A 15778-nucleotide genomic window follows, 5' to 3' on the forward strand; every position below is an offset into this window, starting at 1 on the left:
CAGGACGTCCGGCTGATGATTCGACCATTGACGGAGGTCTATACTCGGCTTATACGGAGGGAAAGGCAGCCGCCGGAAAAAGAGCGGTAGGATATGGAGATTTCCTGACAGTGTAAAACCGTGTCAGTAAGGGGAATGCATTGACTTTATTCTCATATAGCATCATACTACAGATATAACGATTAAACGATTTATGTGATGGCTGCCTGAATACGATTTATAAGCTGTTTAATCCTATACCTATAGGACGCAGGCGTCTGACCTGCGATCCTTGAAAGAAAGGGGATTGCCGCAGCCATACTGAAAGCAAGCCCTTTGATAAAAAACACAGTGTCGGCCGAAAATCTACGATCCGTTGGCTGACAGGCAGATATGCCCTGTGATTGAGAAAGGCCGGGAACACATTGCAAAAGAGTAGAAATACGATGAACGAAATGATAACCATGGATCAATTAAGGCCTAAACAGAGTGCCTATATCCGTGCCATTGGCGGCAGCGGTGCCCTTCGGCATCATTTATTGGATATGGGGCTGACGCCGAAGACCGAGGTTACGCTCCGTAAAATCGCGCCCCTGGGAGATCCGATCCAAATTGAACTGCGCGGCTATGAATTGACCCTGCGCCTCGATGAAGCGAAAAAGATAGAGGTAGAGGATATTCATCAAAAGGCACAGCCCAAGAGCCAATCGGAATCCTATCGCCCTATTGCCCATCCCGGGGTGGGGGAATTGGGAACGGACGGGGACTACCATGTCCATGAGCGAGACGATGCCATTGCCAAAGGGCAGCCCTTGACCTTTGCCTTAGCGGGGAACCAGAATTGCGGCAAGACGACCTTATTTAATCAATTGACCGGTGCCAAGCAGCATGTCGGGAATTTTCCCGGTGTCACCGTCGATCGAAAAGACGGGACCATTCGCCATTATCCAGAAGCTACGGTTACCGATTTGCCGGGGATTTATTCGCTGTCGCCCTATTCCAGTGAAGAAATTGTAACCCGGGATTTTCTGATGAAAACCAGGCCTTCGGGGATTATCAACATTGTCGACGCCTCCAACATTGAGCGCAATTTGTACCTGACCATGCAGCTCATGGAGTTGGGAATTCCCATGGTCCTGGCGCTGAATATGATGGATGAGGTACGGGCCAATGGCGGGTCTGTCCGCATCAACGAATTAGAGCAAACCCTGGGCATTCCGGTAGTGCCTATTTCGGCTGTAAAAAATGAAGGGATTGACGAGCTCATTGACCATGCCGTTCATGTGGCAAGGCATCGGGAAAGCCCGGCCAGAATTGATTTCTGTGCCGAAAGCGACATGCCGGGAGATCAGGTCGGCGCCGTGCATCGAGCCATTCACAGCACGGTTCATCTCATCGAGCCCTATGCGAAAGCAGCCGATCTTCCGGTCCGTTTTTCGGCGACCAAGGTGATTGAGAATGACCCTTTGATCGGGAAAGCGCTGGCCCTGCCGCCGGAAGCCCAAACGGCGTTGGAACAAATCGTACGTGTCATGGAGGCGGACAGCGCCCTGGACCGGGAAGCGGCCCTTGCCAACATGCGCTTTACTTTCATTGAAAATGTATGCGCTAAGACCGTCGTAAAGCCTCATGAAAGCCAGGAGCACCGACGCAGCGTCGCCCTGGATCGGATATTGACCGGCAAATATACGGCTATTCCGGCTTTTCTTGGAATTATGGCCTTCATTTTTGTCATGACCTTCAACTTTATCGGAGCCGGTCTGTCGGAGGTCATGGCCATGGGCGTAGATGCCGTGACGGGATTGATCGACGCGGGACTGACGGCCGCCGCCATCAATCCCCTGGTCCATGCCCTGGTCATCGATGGGATCTGTAATGGTGTCGGCAGCGTCTTGAGTTTTCTTCCCACCATCGTCACCTTGTTTTTCTTTCTCTCTATCCTCGAGGACAGCGGCTATATGGCCCGCGTGGCCTTTGTCATGGATAAACTGCTGCGGCGCATCGGCTTGTCCGGTCGAAGTTTTGTGCCCATGCTGATCGGCTTTGGCTGTTCCGTCCCGGCGATTATGGCCACGAGGACCTTGTCCAGTGAACGGGATCGAAAAATGACCATCCTTCTCACGCCCTTTATGAGCTGCAGTGCCAAACTGCCGATTTACGGGCTGATGGTCAGTGCCTTTTTCCCGAAACAGTGGCAGGCTGTGGTCATGATCGGCTTATATTTCTTCGGAATTTTCTGCGGCATCCTCTATGCGCTCCTCTTGAAAAAGCGTGTGTATAAAGGCGAACCGGTACCCTTTGTCATGGAATTGCCGAACTATCGGCTGCCATCAGCCAAGAGTGTCGTCCGCCTCATTTGGGAGAAGGCCAAGGGCTTCATTCAGAAGGCCTTTACCATTATTTTTGCCGCGACGATCATCATCTGGGCCCTGCAGACCTTTGATACGCAGCTTAACGTGGCCGCCTCGCCGGATACCAGTCTGTTGGCCATGATTGGCAGCCTGACAGCACCGATTTTCAAGCCTCTGGGCTTTGGCGATTGGCGGGTGGCGACGGCTCTCATTACCGGGTTTACGGCCAAGGAGAGTGTCGTTTCGACGTTGTCCGTATTATTGGGGGATGATGTGTCGGCCCTGTCGACGTTGTTTACGCCCTTTACGGCCCTTATATTCCTGATTTTTACCCTGCTTTATACCCCCTGTGTGGCAGCGGTGGCGACGGTTCGTCGGGAGATGGGGTCGGCCCGGTCAGCCGCCGTTACCGTCGTGGTACAGTGTGCCATTGCCTGGATTGTCGCTTTTATTGTCCGTGAAATCGGACTCCTCATCGGGTTCGTCTAGCGAAAGAGAGGTGAAATACGCATGAATGCGGCGAGTTTTCTGTTATTGGCCGTCATCGGCCTATTATTCGTCCTTGCCGTTCGCAACGTTCTAAAAGGCAGCGGAAATTCATGCGGCGGCAACTGTTCCGAATGCTCGATGCGCTGCAAGGAACCGAAACGAAAAGAGTGAGGAATGTTGCCGAACACTGCCGGTGACAGGTCATCCGATAACGTCGTTTCCGCGCGCCCTTTAAGGCGTCCTTGAAATTATGGACGCCTGCGGCGATAGGGATGCGTCAGATATCGCTTATGGACCGCGTCGGCTAACAGGAAGTACACATATTATTGATTTATATGAAGAGGGAAGCCTCAAGGGTGCCTGACGGCAGCTTCTTGGGAGCTCGCCTCAGGTGCCGCGGCGAGGCCCTTTTAACGGCATAAAAAGCAAAAAAATACGACGACCTGCTATCTCCGGGATAGGGTCGTCGTATTTTTTGTGTGCTGCTGCAAGGCCTTCGTCTTTGATAACGAAGGTTTTGTAATCTGGTGGGCCCACTTGGGATCGAACCAAGGACCAACCGGTTATGAGCCGGTGGCTCTACCGCTGAGCTATAGGCCCATGTAATCAGCGCGTAAAGTCTTACCCGATTATTATACGCCAATCGCAAAGGGCCGTCAAGAACGGATATGGTGTCACTGCCGGCATGAGCCTTGGGGTTGGCTCGATTCTTCGAACGCGGCGAGAATATCCCGGAAGTGGGACGATTTTTAGCCTGTCAGCGGCAAAATCCCATAAATTTGCAATTATTGGTGGCAGTCTCCTTCGATTTTCGTTATAATATAGCTTAAATAATTATGTAAGGGGGAGGTCTCATGGCTGATATTCGTATTTTAAGGGGACAACGGATTCTTCCCGATGTGGAACAGGCCCTGCAGTTTGCCGGCTATAAGGCTTCTGGTCTCGGTCGGGATAAGAGCCTGGCTCGCTGCCGGGACATGGTTTCTATCCTGCGCCCGATGATGCAGGCCAAGGCTGTTTTGGCCTTTACGGACGACAAGGTCTATGCCGTCCTGACCTTAGGGGCTGCCGTCAGCCGTAAACTCGACCGCTATGAAACTGACGGCGACGTCATGGATTCTTTGTTGTTCAACGCCTTGGCCGATACGTGCCTCTTGGCTCTTGAAGAAGACGTCCTTCAGAAGCTTCAGCTCATTTGCCGGGAAAAAGGCTGCGGCATTACCGGCCGTCACGAGCCGGGAGGGGATATTCCCCTAGAGGCTCAGGCCGACGCCGTCCGGGAAACCAAAGCCGAACAATCCCTGGGCGTGACCGTCAATAAGGACTTCGTCCTGTCACCGGCCAAATCGATGACCTTGGTATTTGACATCGGTCCCGATCCGTCCGTCTTCCGGGCTGCCCATGACTGCGCAGCCTGCACCAAGACCGACTGTGACCGCCGAAAAGCCGGGGGCGAGGCCGTCGTGACTGTCCCGGCCGGCGTTAAGGTCGATGACTTCCTGCTCTCTCAAGGGACGGCCCTTGCCATGCCCTGCGGCGGTAAAGGCCGCTGCGGAAAGTGTCGCGTCCGCGTCTTAGAAGGGCGCCTTGCCGTTACGCCGGCCGATCGGAATATCTTTTCTGCCGACCAGCTGAAGGATGGCTGGCGCCTGGCCTGTCAGGCTGAAACGACGGAAGAGACGAAGATTTCCGTCTCCCTTCGCGAACAGCAGGGCTTTTCGGCCTTGTCTGCCGATGCTGCAGACGAGGAAGAGACCCTTTCGGCAGACCACTTGTACGGCATTGCCGTCGACATCGGGACGACGACCATCGCAGCCGCCCTCGTCGACTGCACGGACCGGACCATCGTTGCTGCGGCGACGGCCGGCAGCAGCCAGCGCTCCTTCGGTGCCGACGTCATCAGCCGTATTGAAGCAGCGAACCGCGGCAAGGGGCCTGCCCTTCAAAAAGCAGTACGCCGTGATCTTCGCAAGCTGATAGAAAAACTCCTGGCCGATCATCCCCAGGCTAAGGCCTCGTGCCATAAAGCGGCCATTGCCGCCAATACGACCATGATTCATCTCCTCATGGGCTGGTCCTGTGAAGGCCTCGGAAAATGGCCCTTTAATCCTGTTTCCTTAGGCGGCGGGACCTATGATGCCAGAGACGTCTTTGGCAAGGAGAACGTCCTTGGCGACTGCGACGTCACCTTGGTGCCCGGCATGAGCACTTACGTCGGCGGCGACATTACGGCCGGCATTTGTCAGTGCGGCCTCATGGATTCCGACGCCGTCAGCCTCTTTATCGACTTAGGCACCAATGGCGAATTGGTCCTGGGCAATCGGGACAAGCGCTTCATCGCGTCGGCACCGGCCGGCCCGGCTCTCGAAGGGGGCAAACTGACTTGGGGAACGGCCAGCATTTCCGGTGCCATCTGCGGCGTCCGCATCGAAGGCGGCCGGGCCGTCGTCCGTACCGTTGACGGCGGCGTCCCCGTCGGCATCTGCGGCACGGGCATCGTCGAAGCCATGGCCGGCCTCGTCTCGGAAGGACTGGTCGACGAGACGGGGAAGTTGGAAGAACCTTATTTCAGTATGGGCTTTCCCTTGGGATCGACCCTTGATTATGAACGCATCATCCTCAGCCAGAAGGATATCCGTGAGATCCAGATGGCAAAAAGTGCCATCCGGGCCGGCATCGAATCGCTCATCGAGAAAAGCGGCATGGCCCGTCACCGCATCGAACGGGTGTTCCTAGCCGGCGGCTTCGGCTACTATTTAGACCCTCAGAAGGCCGGCGTCATCGGACTCCTGCCGCCTGATTTGGCCGATAAGACGACGGCGGTGGGCAATACGTCCCTCAAGGGGGCCGTCGCTTTCCTGACCGGCGAGGTGACCTCAGATGCCTTGACAGAGGCTGCCGGCGAGGCAGAAGAAATCGTACTCGGTAATGATGAAGCTTTTCAGCGCTTATACATTGCACATATGAATTTTTAGGGGGAAGGTAGATTGACCAAAGAAGAATTTCAGCGGCTCTTAGGTCGCGGCGTCGTCCTGCTCGACGGTGCGACGGGAACGAATTTACAAAAGGCCGGCATGCCTATCGGCGTCTGCCCGGAACAATGGATTTTGGAAAACCGCCAGGTCATGATCGACTTGCAGCGCCAATTCATCGACGCCGGGACTCAGATCGTCTATGCGCCGACCTTTACGGGCAACCGCCTGAAACTGGCGGAATACGGCCTGGACGATAACTTGAAGGCTATCAATGAGGGGTTGGTAGCCATTTCGAAAGAAGCGGCTCAAGGGAGGGCTTTCGTCGCCGGTGATATGACCATGACCGGCCGCCAGCTCTATCCCATGGGCGATTTGACCTTTGAAGAACTGGTCACGGTCTATAAGGAGCAGGCAGAAGCCCTCTGTGAGGCCGGCGTCGACCTCTTCGTCGTCGAAACGATGATGAGCCTCCAGGAAATGCGGGCCTGCGTCCTGGCCATCAAAGAAGTCTGCGATCTTCCCATCATGGCGACCCTGACCTTTGAAAAAGACGGCCGCACCTTATACGGCACGCCGCCGGAAGCGGCCGTCGTCGTCCTCGAACACTTAGGCGTCGATGCCGTCGGCCTTAACTGTTCGACGGGCCCAGCCGACATGGTCGACACGGTACGAACGATGTACGAATACGCCAATATTCCCATCATCGCCAAGCCCAATGCCGGCCTGCCGGAACTTGACGGCGACAAGACGGTCTATAAGACGACGCCTGAAGAATTTGCCAAAGACGGGCGCCTCCTCATCGAAGCCGGCGCCCGTATCGTCGGCGGCTGCTGCGGCACGACGCCGGCCCATATCAAGGCCTTGGCCGATGCCGTACAGGATATGACGCCGAAAGTTCCTCAGGCCAGCCATTCCCGCGTCCTGGCGTCGGAACGGCAGGTCCTTGAAATTCACCTCGACGGCGATTTTCAGGTCATTGGCGAACGGATCAACCCGACGGGCAAGAAAAAACTCCAAGCCGAACTTCGGGAAGGAAAGCTCGATTTAGTCCGCTCCATGGCCCGAGAACAGGAACGGAACGGGGCGGCTGTCCTCGACGTCAACATGGGGACCAACGGCATCGATGAAAAGGAAATGATGCTCAAGGCCATCTACGAAGTGACGGGCGTATCGGGACTGCCGCTCAGTATCGATACCAGCTCGCCGGACATCATGGAAGCAGCCCTTCGCATCTATCCCGGCCGGGCGCTGGTCAACTCCGTTTCCGGGGAAAAGGAAAAATACGAAAAACTCCTGCCCGTCGTCAAGAAGTACGGTGCCATGTTCATCGCCCTGCCCGTATCGGACGAAGGCATTCCTAAGACGCTCGAAGAAAAACACGCTGTCCTCGACGAACTCCTGCAGCAGGCCTATGACCAGGGCTTTCAGCCTGAAGACATCGTCGTCGATGCTTTAGTCGCTACCGTCGGCGCCGCTAAGGCAGCGGCCCTCGACTGCATGGCTACCTTTTCTCACTGTAAAAATGAGTTAGGCCTGGCTACGGTCTGCGGCCTGTCCAACATTTCCTTCGGCCTGCCGGACCGGATGTACGTCAATGCCGCCTTCCTCTCCATGGCCATCGCCAGCGGCCTTACCATGGCTATTGCCAATCCGTCTCAGGACCTCCTAATGAATACGGCAGCGGCTGCCAATATGCTCATGAACCGCGAAGGCAGCGACCTCGGCTATATTCGCCGCATGCAGTATTTCGACAAGAAAGAGGCCGAAGCGAAACGGCGCCAAGAAGCCGAACTCTTGGCACGCCATGGCGAATCCGCTTCCGAGGCCGCCTCGGGGGAGTCTGAGGGCACGGATAAAAAGCCGGTCAGTCCCGTCTATCAGGCCGTCTTAGATGGCGAGAAAGATGCCATTGTCGCTCTCGCCCAAGCCGAACTTGCTAAGGGCATGACGCCGGGCGCCGTCATCGATGAACTGCTCATTCCGGCCATTACCGAGGTCGGCAGTTTATACGATCGGCAGATTTATTTCCTGCCACAGCTCATTGCCAGTGCCAATACGATGGAGACGGCCATTGCCTACCTCGAGCCTCTCATTAAAAAGGCGCCGGGCCAGACTGAAATGGCGACCATCATCATCGCCACCGTCGAAGGCGACGTCCATGACATCGGCAAGAATCTGGTCGGCCTCATGCTGCGCAACTACGGCTACAAGGTCATCGACCTTGGCAAAGACGTGCCGGCCGGCAAGATCATTGAGACGGCCCTTTGCCACAAGGCGTCTGTCGTCGGCCTGTCGGCTTTGATGACGACGACGATGATGCATATGAAAGACGTCATTGCCGAAGCCGCCGATCGGCATTATGACGGCAAGATCATCATCGGCGGCGCCGCCGTCACACCGAGCTTTTCCGATGAAATCGGCGCCGACGGCTATTCAAAAGATGCGGCAGACTGCGTCAAACTCGTCAGCCGCCTGTTATCATAAAGGGAGGAATTTGTATTATGACATCCTATCGTTGGGCAACCTTGGGTTGCGGTGTTATTGGCAATGAATTGGCTCAGGCCATGCAGCAGTTAGGGGGCAACTTGTATGGCGTCGGCAATCGGACCCATGCAAAAGCCGTCTCCTTTGCTGAAAAATACGGCATTTCCAAAGTCTACGACCGGCCGGAAGACATCTTTTTCGATCCCGACGTCGATATCGTCTACTTATCGACGCCTCATAATACGCATATCCAGTACCTGATCCCGGCCCTGAAAGCGGGAAAACACGTCCTCTGCGAAAAGTCGATTACCCTCAACAGTGAGGAATTGGCAGCAGCCCGCAAGGTGGCTGACGAAAAGGGCGTCGTCCTGGCCGAAGCCATGACCTTGTACCACATGCCGATCTACAAAAAACTTTCTGAACTCGTCAATTCCGGCGCCTTAGGGAAACTGCGCTTTGTTCAGATGAATTTTGGCAGCTATAAAGAATACGACATGAAGAACCGTTTCTTCAACCGCTCTTTAGCCGGCGGCGCCCTCCTCGATATCGGCGTCTACGCCCTGTCCTTCGTGCGCTACTTCATGAGCGCTCAGCCCGATCAGATTGCCTCTCAGGTCCTGCGGGCCCCGACCGGCGTCGATGAACAGGCCGGCATCCTCCTCCAAAACGGGGAAGGGGAAATGGCAACCTTAGCCCTGTCCCTTCACGCCAAGCAGCCCAAAAGGGGCATGGCCGCCTTCGATAAGGGCTATATCGAAATCTACGACTATCCCCGAGCTGAAGAAGCGACCATCACCTACACCGAAGACGGCCGCAAGGAAGTCATCCGGGAAGGCAGCACGGCCAAGGCCCTGCAGTACGAAGTTCTCGACATGGAACAGGCCGTTTCTAACGGCGGTAAGGGCATGTGCCAGGAATACACTAAGGACGTCATGGACCTCATGACTGCCATCCGTCAGCAGTGGGGATTGACCTATCCGGAAGAAGAAAAAGCATAAATTGACCTCATACTGAATATGTACAGCGAGAGCCTGTTTCTATTGGGGATGAGGAGGAGATGCCATGTTTTCGACACTGTTTTCCAGGAAGCGAGACGACCTGGAAAGAAAAAATTATTCGCGCCTGTCTATCATTAGTGATTTCCATTATCCGTGTAAAAAGCTGGTCACGCCGAAAGAGCGCCTGCGCTATATGGCTGCCAAAGAAGGGGCCCTGCAGGATATGAATGACTGGCGCGATCTTGATTTAGCCGTCTTTACGGGCGACATGGTCCAGCGCAACGGCAACGCCGAAGAATATCGCCTGGTACGCCTCGTCGTCAACGGCTTAAAGAAGCGGAAGGCCTTCATTGCCGGCAACCATGAACTGCTCTATACGGGCCACGGCGAAGACCTCCGGCCCTGCAGCAGTACCGAGCGCATCCTGCACTTTGCCCGCTATACCAAGACCTTCGGGCCCCTCTATTATGCCAAAGAGCAGCGGGGCTACCTCTTGGTCTTCCTGTCACCGGACACGGTAACCGGCGGCGCCGCCGTCGAATTATCCCACCAGCAGCTGACCTGGCTCGATCAGACCCTGGCCGCCCACCGTCAGATGCCGACCATCATCTTTTGCCACGCTCCCTTAGAAAATACGGCCGTCGCCGAAAAGCCCGGCGTCAGCCTGCCGTCGCCGCGCAACTCCGCCCAGCCGGCAGCCGACATCCGCCGCATCCTGGCCCGCCACCACCAGGTCCGCCTGTGGGTATCGGGACACACCCATACCATGCCGGACGATGCGACCTTCATGGACGACCAGAACTACTATGAAGGCCGGGTCCTCAACGTCTACAACAGCGATTGGGACGAAGAAACCATTTATTCCAACTCCATTTACCTCTATGCCGACCGCATTCTCATTCGGACTTATAATCATACGGCCGGCATCTGGCTGCCCCAATTCGACCGGGTCGTCACCCTGCCGGAATGGTGCCGCGCCGTCGCCTAGCCCTCAGCATCGATCCTCATCGGACCGGAATATAAAAAAGGCCGAGAAGAAATGAAGTTCATTTCTTTTCGGTCTTTTTGTCGTGCTTTGCCGTGCTTATTCTTGATCTTCGTCGATTACCAATTGGTCCGGCGTCGTGCAGAAGGTGAAGTCCGGATTGCGTTCGACGATCCAGTTAGCCTGCCATTCGTTGGTAATGAGCAGGACGACGCGCTGCTTATGGTCTTTGACGATCATGGCGCTGTCGATGTTTTTGAGGTCCTTGTAGTCGTGGCCGTTGTCCTGAATCCAGCGGGCGACGGTGTAGGGCAGGCGGTTCATTTCTAAATCGACGCCGTATTCGTGTTTCAGCCGGTATTCGAGGACTTCGAACTGCAGTTGGCCGACGGCACCGACGATGTAGCTTTCCATGGAGCCCATGTTTTCATAGATCTGAACGGCCCCTTCCTGGGCTAATTGGGTCATGCCCTTGAGGAACTGTTTGCGCTTCATGGAGTCCTTGGCGCGGATGCGGGCGAAGAGTTCCGGCGGGAAGGTCGGGAAGTCCTTGAAGGTGACCTTCTTTTTCCCGTCGTATAAGGTATCGCCGACGCCCATGGTGCCGTTGTCAAAGACGCCGATGATGTCGCCGGGATAAGCGTCTTCGATGATCGTTCGTTCCGTTGCCAGGAACTGCTGGGGCTGCATGAGCCGCAGGGTCTTGCCGGACTGACGGTGGGTGACGGACATGCCCTTTTCGAATTTGCCCGAGCAGATGCGCATGAAGACGATGCGGTCGTGGTGCTGGGGATTCATGTTGGCCTGGATCTTAAAGACGAAGGACGTGAACTGATCCGACGTCGGTTCGACGGAGCCTTCGAGGCATTTTCGCGGCTGCGGTTTTGGTGCCATGCGCAGGAATTCTTCGAGGAAGGGCTTGACGCCGAAGTTGGTCATGGCCGAGCCGAAGAACATGGGCGTCAATTCGCCGCGCTTGACCTTTTCCATGTCGAATTCGTCGCCGGCTTCGTCGAGGAGTTCGATGTCGTCGATGAGGCCCTGGTGGACGTCTTCGTCGAGGAGTTCCTTGAAGACGGGATCGTCGGCAGAACCCTTGGTCGACGCCAGTTTGCGCTGGCCGTGGGTCGTGTCCTTTTCAAAGAGTTCGATGGACGACGAGGCCCGGTCGTAAATGCCCTGGTAGCTGCCGTTGAGGCCGATAGGCCAGTTCATGGGGTAGGCGTGGATGCCCAAAATGTCTTCGATTTCATCCATGAGGTCGAAGGGGTTGCGGCCGAAATGGTCGATTTTATTGACAAAGGTAAAGATGGGGATGCCCCGTTCTTTACAGACGCGGAATAACTTTTTCGTCTGCGCTTCGACGCCCTTGGCGACGTCGATGAGCATGACGGCACTGTCAGCTGCCATCAGCGTCCGGTACGTATCTTCACTGAAGTCCTGATGGCCCGGCGTATCGAGAATGTTGATGTGATGGCCTTCGTAGTCGAACTGCAAAACCGAGCTGGTGACGGAGATACCGCGCTGCTTTTCGATTTCCATCCAGTCCGAAACGGCGTGCTTGGCCGTCTTCCGGGCCTTGACCGAACCGGCCAGGTGGATGGCGCCTCCGTAGAGCAGCAATTTTTCAGTCAGCGTCGTCTTACCGGCATCGGGGTGAGAGATGATGGCAAAAGTACGGCGATTATTTACTTCATCGATTAATGACATAGTACACCTCATCTATTGTTAAAGCTAAAATATGCAAGTACTCTTTATTATATAAGTTTTTGCAGTCACTGGCAAGATTCTATTATGCGCAAAACGGGTCGTTCGTCACACAACTTATAAATTTTATATAGACGTGAATTTTTTATCATTTCCTATGAGTAAAGTATAGCCTTCCTCTTGATTTCAGGTTATAATAGACTTAATCCATAGAGAATAAAGAAGGAGCATGTTAAAGTGATAATAACAAGAGAAACTGACTACGCAATACGTATTTTACGGTCCCTGGCTGATTGGGAACAGAAGAATATTCGGGAAATCAGCGATGAACAGATGATTCCCCGTCAGTTTGCTTATAAGATTTCCAAGAAGCTCGAGCAGGCCGGATATATTGAAATCATCCGCGGCGCCCAAGGCGGCTGCCGACTGGCGAAAGATCTCCATGAATTGAACCTGATGGACGTCATCACCGTTATGGATCGGGATAACATGATCATCAGCTGCCTCGACGGCAGTTTTGAATGCCTGTATCGCCGCCGTCACGGTTCTTGCCCGACCCACGATGCCTATGCGGCCATCCAGGATAAACTGGCGGAGAACTTGGCAGCCATCCCCTTACACGATCTGATTTCCGCTCCGAAGAGCGATGTGATCCCGGCGGAGAAAGCAGAATAACCCAGCCGCATTGCCGGCTCATCTATCGATAGGAAAGGAAATTACCATGAAGAAAAAGTTTTTTTGCGTGACTTGTCTCTTACTTCTCCAGGCGGCTTTCTTGACGGCCCCTGTGTACCAGCCGGTCCAAGCTGCAAAAGGCGGCATTCGCATGTCGGCACCTCGGTCGGCACCGGCGCCTAAGGCAGCTCCGGCACCGAAGGCCAATACGACGAACAATGCTTCATCGGCACAATCCCAAACCCGGAATCAGACGGCAGCGCCCCGGACCAACGCCAATACCCGAGCCAACAATTCTTCGGCATGGGGCGGCGCTATGCGCGGTATCGGCCTCTTTGCCGGCGGCATGTTCCTCGGCAGTATGCTGAGCAGCCTCTTTGGAATGGGGAACTTTGGCTGGGCCGCCGATTTTCTCGGCTTATTGTTTAATGTCATCATCATCTATGTGTTGTTTAAAGCCGTATCGGCCGCTTGGCGGGCCATCCGCCATCGCCGCGATCGGTCATAAAAAAGGAAGGGCGGGGAGCCCTTCCTTTTTGCCATACCGGGACTGATTTTGTCCCTTGGGTGGCGAATTTGTCGGGAACATGATATGTTCAGAACGTAACGAGTTTTCTAAATTCATCAATTTGTAAAGGAGAAGGTAATGAATAACTATAAAATCATCGCTTGTGACATGGATGAAACGCTGCTCAGCAGCGATGCGACGATTTGTCAGCGAAATATTGAAGCCATTGCCAAGGCCGTCGAAAAGGGCGTCAAATTCGTTCCCTGCACGGGCCGGGGCTTTCGTTCCATTGACGGTGTTTTAAAGACCTTGGGCCTTTATGAACAGCCGTCGCAGTACGTCATCGGCTTTAACGGCGGCAATATCACGGAAAATAAGGGCAGCCGCTCGATTTTTTGGGACCCCATTCCCTTCGATTTGGCCGATAAGATTTTCCGTCAGTGCTGCACCTACGGTCAGTGCCTGCACATCTATACGCGGGAAGTCGTCTATATCACCAACATAACGCCTGACGAAGAAGCTTTTCTGAAGGGCCGCATGGGCTACGTTCCCTGTGAAGAAACGACCCTTGACTTTATCCGCGGCAAGGAGGAAGTTTCTAAATTGATCCTGACCAATACGGACTACGACTATTTGGAACGAGTTCATGCCGAATTGAAACCGCTCCTAGACGATATTACGGTCAGCTTTTCCAGCAACCGCTATATTGAATTCATGCATAAAGGCGTCAATAAGGGAGCCGGCCTCTTGAAATTGGCGGATCTCCTCGGCGTGCCTCATGAAGAAACGATGGCCATCGGCGACAACATCAACGACGTCGCCATGCTCCAGGCTGCCGGTCTTTCCGTCGGCGTCCGCAACTTGAACCCGATGATTCGCCAGTACTGCGACGTCGTGACCGACGCGACTAATAACGAAGGCGCCGTGGCCGAAGCCATCGAAAAATACGTCTTATAAATGACAGGTCCCTGTAAGCCTTGCTTCGGGGACCGATTTTCAGTATGATAAAATAAGATTACAGAAAGGAAAAGCTGTCTCCGCCGAATGGGAGACAGTCGGAACAGGCATATGACCTCTACAGAAGCAATCCTTAAATTACAGAACGGAAGCGACGTCCGCGGCGTCGCCGTCGAAGGCGTAGCGGACGAACCGGTGACCTTGACGCCGGAAGCGGTCAACCGCATTGCCGCCGGCTTTGCCGAATTTTTGGCAAATCGGCTGGGCAAGAAGAAGAGTGACCTGCGCATCGCTGTCGGCCACGATTCGCGCATTTCGGCCAAGATGATGAAAGAAGCCGTCTTCAGCGGCCTCCTAGGCAAAGACGTTCACGTCACCGACTGCGGCCTGGCTTCGACGCCGGCTATGTTCATGTCCATCATTTTCGAAGATACCCACATGGACGGAGCCATCATGATTACGGCCAGCCATCTGCCTTATAACCGCAACGGCCTCAAATTCTTTACCGAAAGGGGCGGCCTTGAAAAGAAAGAAGTCAAAGAAGTCCTGACCTTGGCGTCGAAACTGTCGGCAACGGCCGTTTCCTCGGCGGCCATGGCTTCCCTCGACCTCATCGACCGCTATGCTCTCCACCTGCGCCAGAAAATCTGCGCCGGTCTCTGCGCCGGCATGTACGACCGTCCCTTGGAAGGGATGCATATCGTCGTCGACGCCGGCAACGGCAGCGGCGGATTCTTTGCTACTAAGGTCCTAGGGCCTCTCGGCGCCGATACGACGGGGAGCCAGTTCCTCGAACCGGACGGCCATTTCCCGAACCACATTCCCAACCCGGAAAATGCCGAAGCCATGGCCTCCATCCGTAAAGCCGTCCTCGACAACAAAGCCGACCTGGGCCTCATCTTCGATACCGACGTCGACCGCATGAGCGCCGTCCTGCCCAGTGGGGATGAAATCAACCGCAACGCCCTCATCGCCATGATGGCGGCCATTTTGGCGCCGGACTATCCGGGCAGCACCATCGTCACCGACTCGGTCACGTCAGACGAACTGACGGCCTTCCTTCAGGACGAACTTCACCTCGTTCATCACCGCTACATGCGGGGCTATAAGAACGTCATCGACGAATGCATCCGCCTCAACGAAGGCGGCACCGTATCGCCGTTGGCCATCGAAACGTCGGGCCACGGCGCTCTCAGTGAAAACTACTACCTCGACGACGGCGCCTATTTGGCCGTCAAGCTGCTCATAGCTGCAGCCAAGGCCAAGAAGGCCGGAAAGCCCTTGGGCGATCTCATCAAAGCCCTCGGCCAGCCTGCCGAAGGCGTCGAATACCGCCTCAAAATCAGCGGTGACGGCGACGTACAAGCTTATGGTGCCGACGTCCTGAAAACTTTTGAAGCACGGGCACAGGAAAAGGGCATCACCATTGCCAAACCGTCTTATGAAGGCGTCCGCCTCGTATTCCCGAGCGGCTGGGCCCTCCTGCGCATGTCCCTCCACGATCCCAATATGCCCCTCAACATTGAAAGTAAAGAGGTCGGGGGATGCGATGTCATTGCCAAGGAAGTGAAAGGCCTCCTTTCCGGCTTTGACCGCCTGAATATCACCGTCCTTCCGGAATAAGGGGACGAAGTCTTTTTCCACCGTCCATTCTTATCGTACCTGAAAAC

Annotated in this window: 11 protein-coding genes and 1 tRNA gene; 10 read left to right on the forward strand and 2 right to left on the reverse strand. The window is 55.0% G+C overall.

Annotated features, from left to right (window positions below; all coding sequences use genetic code 11):
* Positions 1-425 precede the first annotated feature (425 nt).
* Complete coding sequence (gene feoB, locus QZQ46_RS04100; RefSeq protein WP_296827078.1) at positions 426-2819, forward strand: ferrous iron transport protein B; 2394 nt, start codon at positions 426-428, stop codon at positions 2817-2819.
* Positions 2820-2840: 21 nt separating this feature from the next.
* Positions 2841-2990 (forward strand): FeoB-associated Cys-rich membrane protein, encoded by a 150-nt coding sequence (locus QZQ46_RS04105; RefSeq protein ID WP_296827080.1) that lies wholly within the window; start codon positions 2841-2843, stop codon positions 2988-2990.
* A gap of 354 nt (positions 2991-3344) precedes the next feature.
* On the opposite strand, the gene QZQ46_RS04110 is transcribed toward QZQ46_RS04105, so the two are convergent.
* A tRNA-Ile gene (locus tag QZQ46_RS04110) sits at positions 3345-3419 on the reverse strand.
* Positions 3420-3673: 254 nt separating this feature from the next.
* On the opposite strand from QZQ46_RS04110, the gene QZQ46_RS04115 reads away from it, so the two are divergent.
* From QZQ46_RS04115 to QZQ46_RS04130, 4 genes are all read left to right on the forward strand, one after another.
* Positions 3674-5794 carry an ASKHA domain-containing protein gene (locus tag QZQ46_RS04115; RefSeq protein ID WP_296827082.1) on the forward strand — a complete coding sequence of 707 codons (2121 nt, stop codon included), beginning with the start codon at positions 3674-3676 and terminating at the stop codon, positions 5792-5794.
* Positions 5795-5806: 12 nt separating this feature from the next.
* Complete coding sequence (locus QZQ46_RS04120; protein WP_296827083.1) at positions 5807-8278, forward strand: homocysteine S-methyltransferase family protein; 2472 nt, start codon at positions 5807-5809, stop codon at positions 8276-8278.
* A gap of 17 nt (positions 8279-8295) precedes the next feature.
* Positions 8296-9276 (forward strand): Gfo/Idh/MocA family protein, encoded by a 981-nt coding sequence (locus tag QZQ46_RS04125; RefSeq protein WP_296827085.1) that lies wholly within the window; start codon positions 8296-8298, stop codon positions 9274-9276.
* Between the two features lie 64 nt (positions 9277-9340).
* On the forward strand, positions 9341-10264 hold the full coding sequence (locus tag QZQ46_RS04130; RefSeq protein ID WP_296827087.1) for a metallophosphoesterase: 924 nt from the start codon (positions 9341-9343) through the stop codon (positions 10262-10264).
* 96 nt (positions 10265-10360) lie between these two features.
* Here QZQ46_RS04130 and QZQ46_RS04135 read toward each other — a convergent pair whose 3' ends face one another.
* A complete protein-coding gene (locus QZQ46_RS04135) occupies positions 10361-11971 on the reverse strand; it encodes a peptide chain release factor 3 (protein ID WP_296827089.1) in 1611 nt (536 codons plus the stop codon).
* Between the two features lie 234 nt (positions 11972-12205).
* Between QZQ46_RS04135 and QZQ46_RS04140 the strand changes: the two genes are divergently transcribed.
* From QZQ46_RS04140 to QZQ46_RS04155, 4 genes are all read left to right on the forward strand, one after another.
* Positions 12206-12643 carry an Rrf2 family transcriptional regulator gene (locus QZQ46_RS04140; protein WP_296827091.1) on the forward strand — a complete coding sequence of 146 codons (438 nt, stop codon included), beginning with the start codon at positions 12206-12208 and terminating at the stop codon, positions 12641-12643.
* A 46-nt stretch (positions 12644-12689) separates the two neighbouring features.
* Positions 12690-13151 (forward strand): hypothetical protein, encoded by a 462-nt coding sequence (locus tag QZQ46_RS04145; RefSeq protein WP_296827093.1) that lies wholly within the window; start codon positions 12690-12692, stop codon positions 13149-13151.
* 138 nt (positions 13152-13289) lie between these two features.
* Positions 13290-14108: a Cof-type HAD-IIB family hydrolase gene (locus QZQ46_RS04150; protein WP_296827095.1), complete on the forward strand. Its 819-nt coding sequence runs from the start codon at positions 13290-13292 to the stop codon at positions 14106-14108.
* 111 nt (positions 14109-14219) lie between these two features.
* Positions 14220-15731: a phosphomannomutase/phosphoglucomutase gene (locus QZQ46_RS04155; protein WP_296827097.1), complete on the forward strand. Its 1512-nt coding sequence runs from the start codon at positions 14220-14222 to the stop codon at positions 15729-15731.
* Positions 15732-15778: the final 47 nt, after the last annotated feature.

The sequence above is a fragment of the uncultured Megasphaera sp. genome, from assembly GCF_900539295.1.
GTDB lineage: Bacteria > Bacillota > Negativicutes > Veillonellales > Megasphaeraceae > Megasphaera.

Coding starts and splice junctions, on each gene's coding strand:
- QZQ46_RS04135 (WP_296827089.1), bottom strand. CDS start 11,971: ATGTCATTAATCGATGAAGTAAATAATCGCCGTACTTTTGCCATCATC.
- feoB (WP_296827078.1), top strand. CDS start 426: ATGAACGAAATGATAACCATGGATCAATTAAGGCCTAAACAGAGTGCC.
- QZQ46_RS04125 (WP_296827085.1), top strand. CDS start 8,296: ATGACATCCTATCGTTGGGCAACCTTGGGTTGCGGTGTTATTGGCAAT.
- QZQ46_RS04150 (WP_296827095.1), top strand. CDS start 13,290: ATGAATAACTATAAAATCATCGCTTGTGACATGGATGAAACGCTGCTC.
- QZQ46_RS04105 (WP_296827080.1), top strand. CDS start 2,841: ATGAATGCGGCGAGTTTTCTGTTATTGGCCGTCATCGGCCTATTATTC.
- QZQ46_RS04155 (WP_296827097.1), top strand. CDS start 14,220: ATGACCTCTACAGAAGCAATCCTTAAATTACAGAACGGAAGCGACGTC.
- QZQ46_RS04130 (WP_296827087.1), top strand. CDS start 9,341: ATGTTTTCGACACTGTTTTCCAGGAAGCGAGACGACCTGGAAAGAAAA.
- QZQ46_RS04145 (WP_296827093.1), top strand. CDS start 12,690: ATGAAGAAAAAGTTTTTTTGCGTGACTTGTCTCTTACTTCTCCAGGCG.
- QZQ46_RS04115 (WP_296827082.1), top strand. CDS start 3,674: ATGGCTGATATTCGTATTTTAAGGGGACAACGGATTCTTCCCGATGTG.